Annotated in this window: 6 protein-coding genes and 1 tRNA gene; 4 read left to right on the forward strand and 3 right to left on the reverse strand. The window is 67.0% G+C overall.

The window, feature by feature from the left end; translation table 11 throughout:
* Positions 1-33 precede the first annotated feature (33 nt).
* From PAM7066_RS15570 to PAM7066_RS15580, 3 genes are all read left to right on the forward strand, one after another.
* A complete protein-coding gene (locus PAM7066_RS15570) occupies positions 34-1,818 on the forward strand; it encodes an ABC transporter transmembrane domain-containing protein (RefSeq protein WP_370738100.1) in 1,785 nt (594 codons plus the stop codon).
* Between the two features lie 110 nt (positions 1,819-1,928).
* The gene (locus PAM7066_RS15575; RefSeq protein WP_085855147.1) at positions 1,929-3,812 is read left to right on the forward strand and encodes an acyl-CoA synthetase; all 1,884 of its coding nucleotides are present in this window, start codon (positions 1,929-1,931) and stop codon (positions 3,810-3,812) included.
* Positions 3,813-3,921: 109 nt separating this feature from the next.
* Positions 3,922-4,275: a DUF3140 domain-containing protein gene (locus PAM7066_RS15580; RefSeq protein ID WP_085855148.1), complete on the forward strand. Its 354-nt coding sequence runs from the start codon at positions 3,922-3,924 to the stop codon at positions 4,273-4,275.
* Positions 4,276-4,298: 23 nt separating this feature from the next.
* Here the strand turns inward: PAM7066_RS15580 and PAM7066_RS15585 are convergent.
* Positions 4,299-4,374 (reverse strand) — tRNA-Trp (locus PAM7066_RS15585).
* Between the two features lie 120 nt (positions 4,375-4,494).
* On the opposite strand from PAM7066_RS15585, the gene PAM7066_RS15590 reads away from it, so the two are divergent.
* On the forward strand, positions 4,495-4,989 hold the full coding sequence (locus tag PAM7066_RS15590; protein ID WP_085855149.1) for a ferritin-like domain-containing protein: 495 nt from the start codon (positions 4,495-4,497) through the stop codon (positions 4,987-4,989).
* A gap of 65 nt (positions 4,990-5,054) precedes the next feature.
* Here PAM7066_RS15590 and PAM7066_RS15595 read toward each other — a convergent pair whose 3' ends face one another.
* A complete protein-coding gene (locus tag PAM7066_RS15595; RefSeq protein WP_175484693.1) occupies positions 5,055-6,029 on the reverse strand; it encodes a zinc transporter ZntB in 975 nt (324 codons plus the stop codon).
* Between the two features lie 112 nt (positions 6,030-6,141).
* Positions 6,142-6,314 (reverse strand): EF-Tu C-terminal domain-related protein (locus PAM7066_RS15600; RefSeq protein ID WP_503121354.1); only part of this gene is annotated, 173 nt, incomplete at its 5' end.

Raw genomic sequence — 6,314 nt, forward strand, 5'->3', positions numbered from 1 at the left:
AAAACCGCCCGGATGCAAAGTGCAGGAGCGACCGTGCCACCGCCGAGCAAGACCGAAGACCGCGCGAGATCGAAACGCATCGGTGCCCTGGCTGAACTGTGGCCGTTTCTCGCCCGCTACCGGTTGATGGTGGCCGGCGCCTTCGCGGCCCTGGTCCTCACCGCCTGCGTCTCGCTGATCCTGCCGATCGCCGTGCGCCGTGTGGTGGACGGGTTCGAAACCTCGGCGGAAGAGCTTCTGAACAGGTATTTCCTGGTCTTCATCGTCATCGCCGCGCTGATGGCGTTCGGCACGGGCCTTCGCTACTACCTCGTGACCCGCCTGGGCGAGCGCGTCGTGGCCGATATCCGCAAGGCCGTGTTCGACCGGGTGATCGGCCTCTCGCCGGCCTTCTACGAGAACATCATGACCGGCGAGGTTCTCAGCCGGATCACCACCGACACGACGCTGATCCTGTCGGTCGTCGGCTCGTCGGTGTCGGTCGCGCTGCGAAACATGCTGATCCTGATCGGCGGACTGGTTCTGCTGATCTACACGTCGCCCAAGCTCGCCATGCTGGTGCTGCTGCTCGTGCCGATCGTCATCGTGCCGATCGTGGTGCTGGGCCGGCGGCTGCGCACGCTCAGCCGCGAGAACCAGGACTGGATCGCCGCGTCGTCCGGCAACGCATCGGAAGCGCTGTCCTCGGTGCAGACGGTCCAGGCCTTCACCCACGAGGCGCTCAGCCAGGCCGCCTTCGGTCGCGTCACCGAGCAGAGCTTCGACGCCGCCCGCCGCCGGATCGGGGTGCGGGCGGTGATGACGGTGCTGGTGATCCTGCTGGTCTTCGTCGGCGTCGTCGGCGTGTTGTGGATCGGCGCGCGCGACGTCCGGGCCGAGAACATGAGCGTGGGCGAGCTGGTGCAGTTCGTGATCTACGCCGTGATGGTGGCCGGCTCGGTCGGCGCCCTGTCCGAGATCTGGGGCGAGTTGCAGCGCGCAGCCGGCGCGACCGAGCGGCTGGTCGAACTGCTGACCTCGACCGACACGGTGGCCGACCCGCGCGATGCCGCCCCGATGCCCGCGCCGACGGGGGCCATCACCTTCGACAAGGTACGCTTCGCCTACCCCGCGCGCACCGAAAGCGCGGCGCTGGAAGACGTGTCCTTCGAGGTGGCCCCGGGCGAGACGGTGGCCCTCGTCGGCCCATCGGGCGCGGGGAAAAGCACGGTGATCCAGCTTCTCCTGCGGTTCTACGATCCGCAGTCCGGCACCATCCGCATCGACGGGCGCGACCTGCGCGAGGCCTCGCGCAGCGACTTCCGCCGCCACATCGCGCTGGTCCCGCAGGACCCGGTGATCTTTGCCGCCTCGGCGCGCGAGAACATCCGCTTCGGCCGCCCCGACGCCACCGATGGCGAGGTCGAGGACGCCGCCCGCGCCGCCGCCGCCCACGACTTCCTGACCGCCCTGCCCAAGGGCTACGACACCTATGTGGGCGAGCGCGGCGTCATGCTGTCGGGCGGGCAGAAACAGCGTGTCGCCATTGCCCGCGCGATCCTGCGCGACGCGCCGGTGCTGCTGCTGGACGAGGCGACATCGGCGCTCGACGCGGAATCCGAGATGCTGGTGCAGCAGGCGGTCGACCGGCTTGCGCATGGCCGCACCACGGTCGTCGTCGCGCACCGCCTCGCCACGGTGAAGAAGGCCGACCGCATCCTGGTGTTCGAGGGTGGCCGCATCGTGGCGCAGGGCACCCATGACGAACTGGTCGCCCAAGGCGGACTCTATGCCCGTCTCGCGCGGCTCCAGTTCACGGCCGGCCTCGCCGCGGAGTGACAGGCGGGGCTCCCTGCACCGGATAAGGCTTGCGCACGACGCCGCAGCGTCAGACTTTCCCCTGTACGGGGTCTGCGGCACAACATCCGCGAACCAAAGGGAGGAGACCGATGGGATACGCCACGCCCGAAGACCGGGACCAGATCGAGGCCGTCGGCCCTTGGAAGGACCGCGACATCCCCGTGACGGTCTGGCAGCAGATCGAACGCACCGCCGGTCGCTTCCCGCACCGTCCCGCGGTGACCTACCAGCTGTTCTCGGGACCCAAGGACAAGGCCGAGACGCTGACCTGGACCGAACTGAAGGACCAGGTCGCGCAGGCCGCCAACCTCTTCCGCGAGCTGGGCGTCGGCCCCGAGGATCGGGTCGCCTACCTTCTGCCCAACTGCAACGAGTGCATCGTCACCTATCTGGGCGGCATGGTGGCGGGCGTCGTCAACCCGATCAACCCGCTGCTCGAGGCTGGCCAGATCGCCGCCATCCTGCGCGAGACCAATGCCAAGGTGCTGGTGACCCTGCGCGCCTTCCCCAAGACTGACGTGGCGCAAAAGGCCGCCGAGGCCGTCGCCCACGCGCCGAATGTCGAGCACGTCCTCGAGGTCGATCTGCATCGCTACCTCACCGGTGCCAAGAAGCTGATCGTGTCGCTGATCCGGCCCAAGGTGAAGGTCACCCACAAGGCCCGCGTGCAGAACTTCAACAAGGCCATCGCGGCGCAGCCGAAGGCGCTGCAATTCAACGACCCGGCCGTGGACCGCATCTGCACGAATTTCCATACCGGCGGCACGACCGGCATGCCCAAGGTCGCGCAGCACACCTATTCCGGCATCATCTACAACGGCTGGCTGGGATCCGAACTTCTCTTCACCGAAGAGGACAACCTGATCTGCCCGCTGCCGCTGTTCCACGTGTTCGCCGCTGTGGTGGTCATGGGCTCGTCCATCGCCTCGGGCGCGCATGTCGTCTTTCCGACACCGGCCGGCTATCGCGGCGAGGGCGTGTTCGACAATTTCTGGAAGCTGTGCGAGCGCTACGGGATCACCTTCATGATCACCGTGCCCACGGCCGTCTCGGCCCTGATGCAGCGCAAGGTCGATGCCGACATCTCGTCGCTGCGGATCGCCTTCTGCGGCTCGTCGCCGCTTCCGGTCGAGCTCTACAAGCGGTTCGAGACCGCCGCCGGCGTCACCATCTGCGAGGGCTACGGCCTGACCGAGGCGACCTGCCTCGTGGCGATCAACCCGCCCGCCGGGACCAAGAAGATCGGGTCGGTCGGCCTGCCCTTCCCCTACACCGACGTCAAGATTTTCCATGACACCGAGGATGGCGGCAAGGAATGTCCGACGGACGTGGTGGGCGAGATCTGCGTCTCGAGCCCCGGCGTCTTCGTGGGCAACACCTATTCCGAAGAGGCGAAGAACCGCGACCTCTACCACGGCGACTACCTGCGCACCGGCGACCTGGGCCGCATCGATCCGGACGGATACATCTGGATCACGGGACGCGCCAAGGACCTCATCATCCGCGGCGGGCACAACATCGACCCCGCCGAGATCGAGGAAGCCCTGGCCGCCCATGAAGAGGTCGCCATGGCCGGCGCCATCGGTCAGCCCGACGCCCATGCGGGCGAGCTGCCCTGCGCCTATGTGGAGCTCTGCCAGGGCGCCACGGCCACCGAGGAGGACCTGATCGCGTTCGCCAAGTCCCGCATCAACGAGCGCGCGGCCTGGCCCAAGCGGATCGAGCTGATGGACGAGCTGCCCAAGACAGCCGTGGGCAAGGTGTTCAAGCCCGACCTGCGCCGCATGGCCATCACGCGGGTCTACAACGACGCGCTACGCGATGCCGGCCTCGACGCCCAGGTGGTCGCAGTGATCGAGGACAAGAAGCGCGGCCTCGTGGCGCAGGTCTCGAAGGTCGCTGGCACCGACGAGGCGGCCGTCGCCCGTGTCCTGGGCTCGTTCACCCGCCCGTGGGAATGGGCCGAGCACTGATCCACGCGCGCGCCGCGGGCTGCCCGGCCCGCGGCGAAACCGCTCGCCCCTGAACCGGGCGCCCCCTCGCCGGTTTCCCCCGTGAACACCCGAGCAAGGAGACCGACCCATGAGCAAATCCCGCGGTCAGATCTGGGACGAGTGGCGCGAGCTGGTGAACATGACACCGAAAGAGCTGGAACGCTGGCTCGACACCGAGGAATCGCAATCGGTAGGCGATGCCGAGGGCGACGCGGAAAGCACGGGCCACTATTCCGGCCGCCGCATCCTGAAGATCAAGGACACCAGGAAGGACGACCTCAGCGACGACCAGTGGGACTGGATGAACAAGGTCACCGGCTACGTCAAACGCCACTGCGCCCAGGGCGGCCCGAAGGACGACGTGGAACATTCCACCTGGCGCTATTCGCTGATGAACTGGGGCCACGATCCCCTGAAGGACGACGGATGCCAAGATGGCTGACCGTCCCGTCGATCAAGGAAATCTGGCAGGGGCTGAGGGACTCGAACCCACGACCTGCGGTTTTGGAGACCGCTGCTCTACCAACTGAGCTAAACCCCTAGGCCGGCTTTCCGCGTATTGCACGGCGCGCCCGGGGTCAAGGCCGGATCGGCACGGAACAACGCAAGCCTCTTGGCGTTCGCCGACTGAATGACGAATAGCCAACGGAGGAGCATCAAAATGGCTCTGAACGACCTCAAGGACGTGTATCTGGACCAGATCCAGGACATCTACAGCGCCTGCAAGCAATCCCTCGACGCGACGACCAAGCTGGGTCAGGCCGCCAAGGACGAAGAGCTCGGCAAGGCGCTCGCCGCAGGTGCCAAGGGCATCTCCGACGGCATGGGCAAGCTCGAGCGGATCTGCTCGGACCACGGGATCAATCCCGAGGGCGAGCACTGCAAGGGCATGGAGGGCCTCGTCACCGAAGCCCACGCCCACGCGCTGGACGAGGAATTCGGCTCGGACGATGCGCGCGACGCGATGATCATCAGCCAGTACCAGCGCATGGTGCACTACGCGATCGCCGGCTACGGCTGCGTCGCGGCCTATGCCAACCGCCTCGGCTTCGACGGCGACGCGAGCCTTCTGAAGGAGTGCCTCGACGAGACCCGCCAGGGCGACGAGCACATGAACAAGATCGCTACGACCAGCGTCAACCCGAAGGCCGCCTGAGCCTGACCGACTGACGCGCTATCGTCGCCCCGCCCTGTCCGGCGGGGCGATTTGCGTTCGTGCCTTCAGAAGATCCGGAACCAGCGCAGGACCAAGAGGGCGACGACCGTCACCACGCCAAGACCGCCGGTGAACACCCAGAAGGCGGGCTCCCAATTCACACCGGGCATGCCCGCGATGTTGATGCCCATGAGGCCCGACAGGAACGTGAGGGGCAGGAACACCGCCGAGATCACGCTGAGCACGTAGAGGTTCTTGTTCAGCCGCTCTGCCCGCGTCCCCTCGATCTCGTCGCGGATGGCCTGTAGCTGCTCGCGCGTGGCCTCCAACGTCTCGCCGACCCGCGTGATCTGGTCGAGCTGTTCCTCGACCTTGCGGATGTCGGCCTCGCTCAGCCAGTCCACATCTGAACGCGCGACGCCCCGCACCGCCTCTCGCTGGGGTCCCATGTAGCGGCGCAGTTCGGTCAGTTCGAGCCGCTGGTCCGAGACTTCCTCGCGATGCGCCCCACCGGGATGGGCGATCGAGACTTCCTCCAGCTTGTCCGCGCGCTCTTCCAGGCTTTGCACCTGCGCCTCGACATGGTCGGTCAGCCGCTCGATCAGGTCGGCCAGCAGCGCCCCGGCGCTGTTCGGTCCGTTCCCGTCGGAGATAGCCTGCGCCAGCGTCTCGACCGACCGCAGCCGGAAGCGCGACATCGAGACCATCCGCTTGGAATCGATGTAGAGCCGGATCGAGATCATGTCCTCGGGGTCTTTGCCCTCGTTGAAGTTGATGCCGCGCAGGTTCACCAGCAGACCCTGCCCGATCCTGACCGCCCGCGGCCGCGTCTGCGGCTCTGTCAGCGCGTCGCGGATGGACGGGTCAAGCCATTCCAGGTGCCGGTCGATCCAGGGATCGGTCTCGGGGTGGTCGGCCTGCAGGTGCAGCCAGGCGGGCGCATCGTCGTGCAGCGCGGCCGAGATGGCGGCGTCTTCGGTCAGGGGCTGGCCGTGGGTGTCACCGCCGAGAGCGTAGGCGAAGTGGATATGGTCAGGCATGCGCATCCGGATTTCTGGGTCGATCCGTCAAATTAGCGCGCACCCTGCCTCCGCAAAGCAAAACGCCCCGACCAAAGGCCGGGGCGTTCCGAAAACAACGCTAGCGCGTGGCTTACTCGAGGATCTTCGACACCACGCCGGCGCCGACGGTGCGGCCGCCTTCGCGGATGGCGAAGCGGAGCTTCTCTTCCATCGCGATCGGCGCGATCAGCTCGACGCCGAACGAGACGTTGTCGCCGGGCATCACCATCTCGGTGCCCTCGGCCAGCTGGACCGTGCCCGTCA

The sequence above is a fragment of the Palleronia marisminoris genome, assembly GCF_900172315.1.
Lineage (GTDB): Bacteria > Pseudomonadota > Alphaproteobacteria > Rhodobacterales > Rhodobacteraceae > Palleronia > Palleronia marisminoris.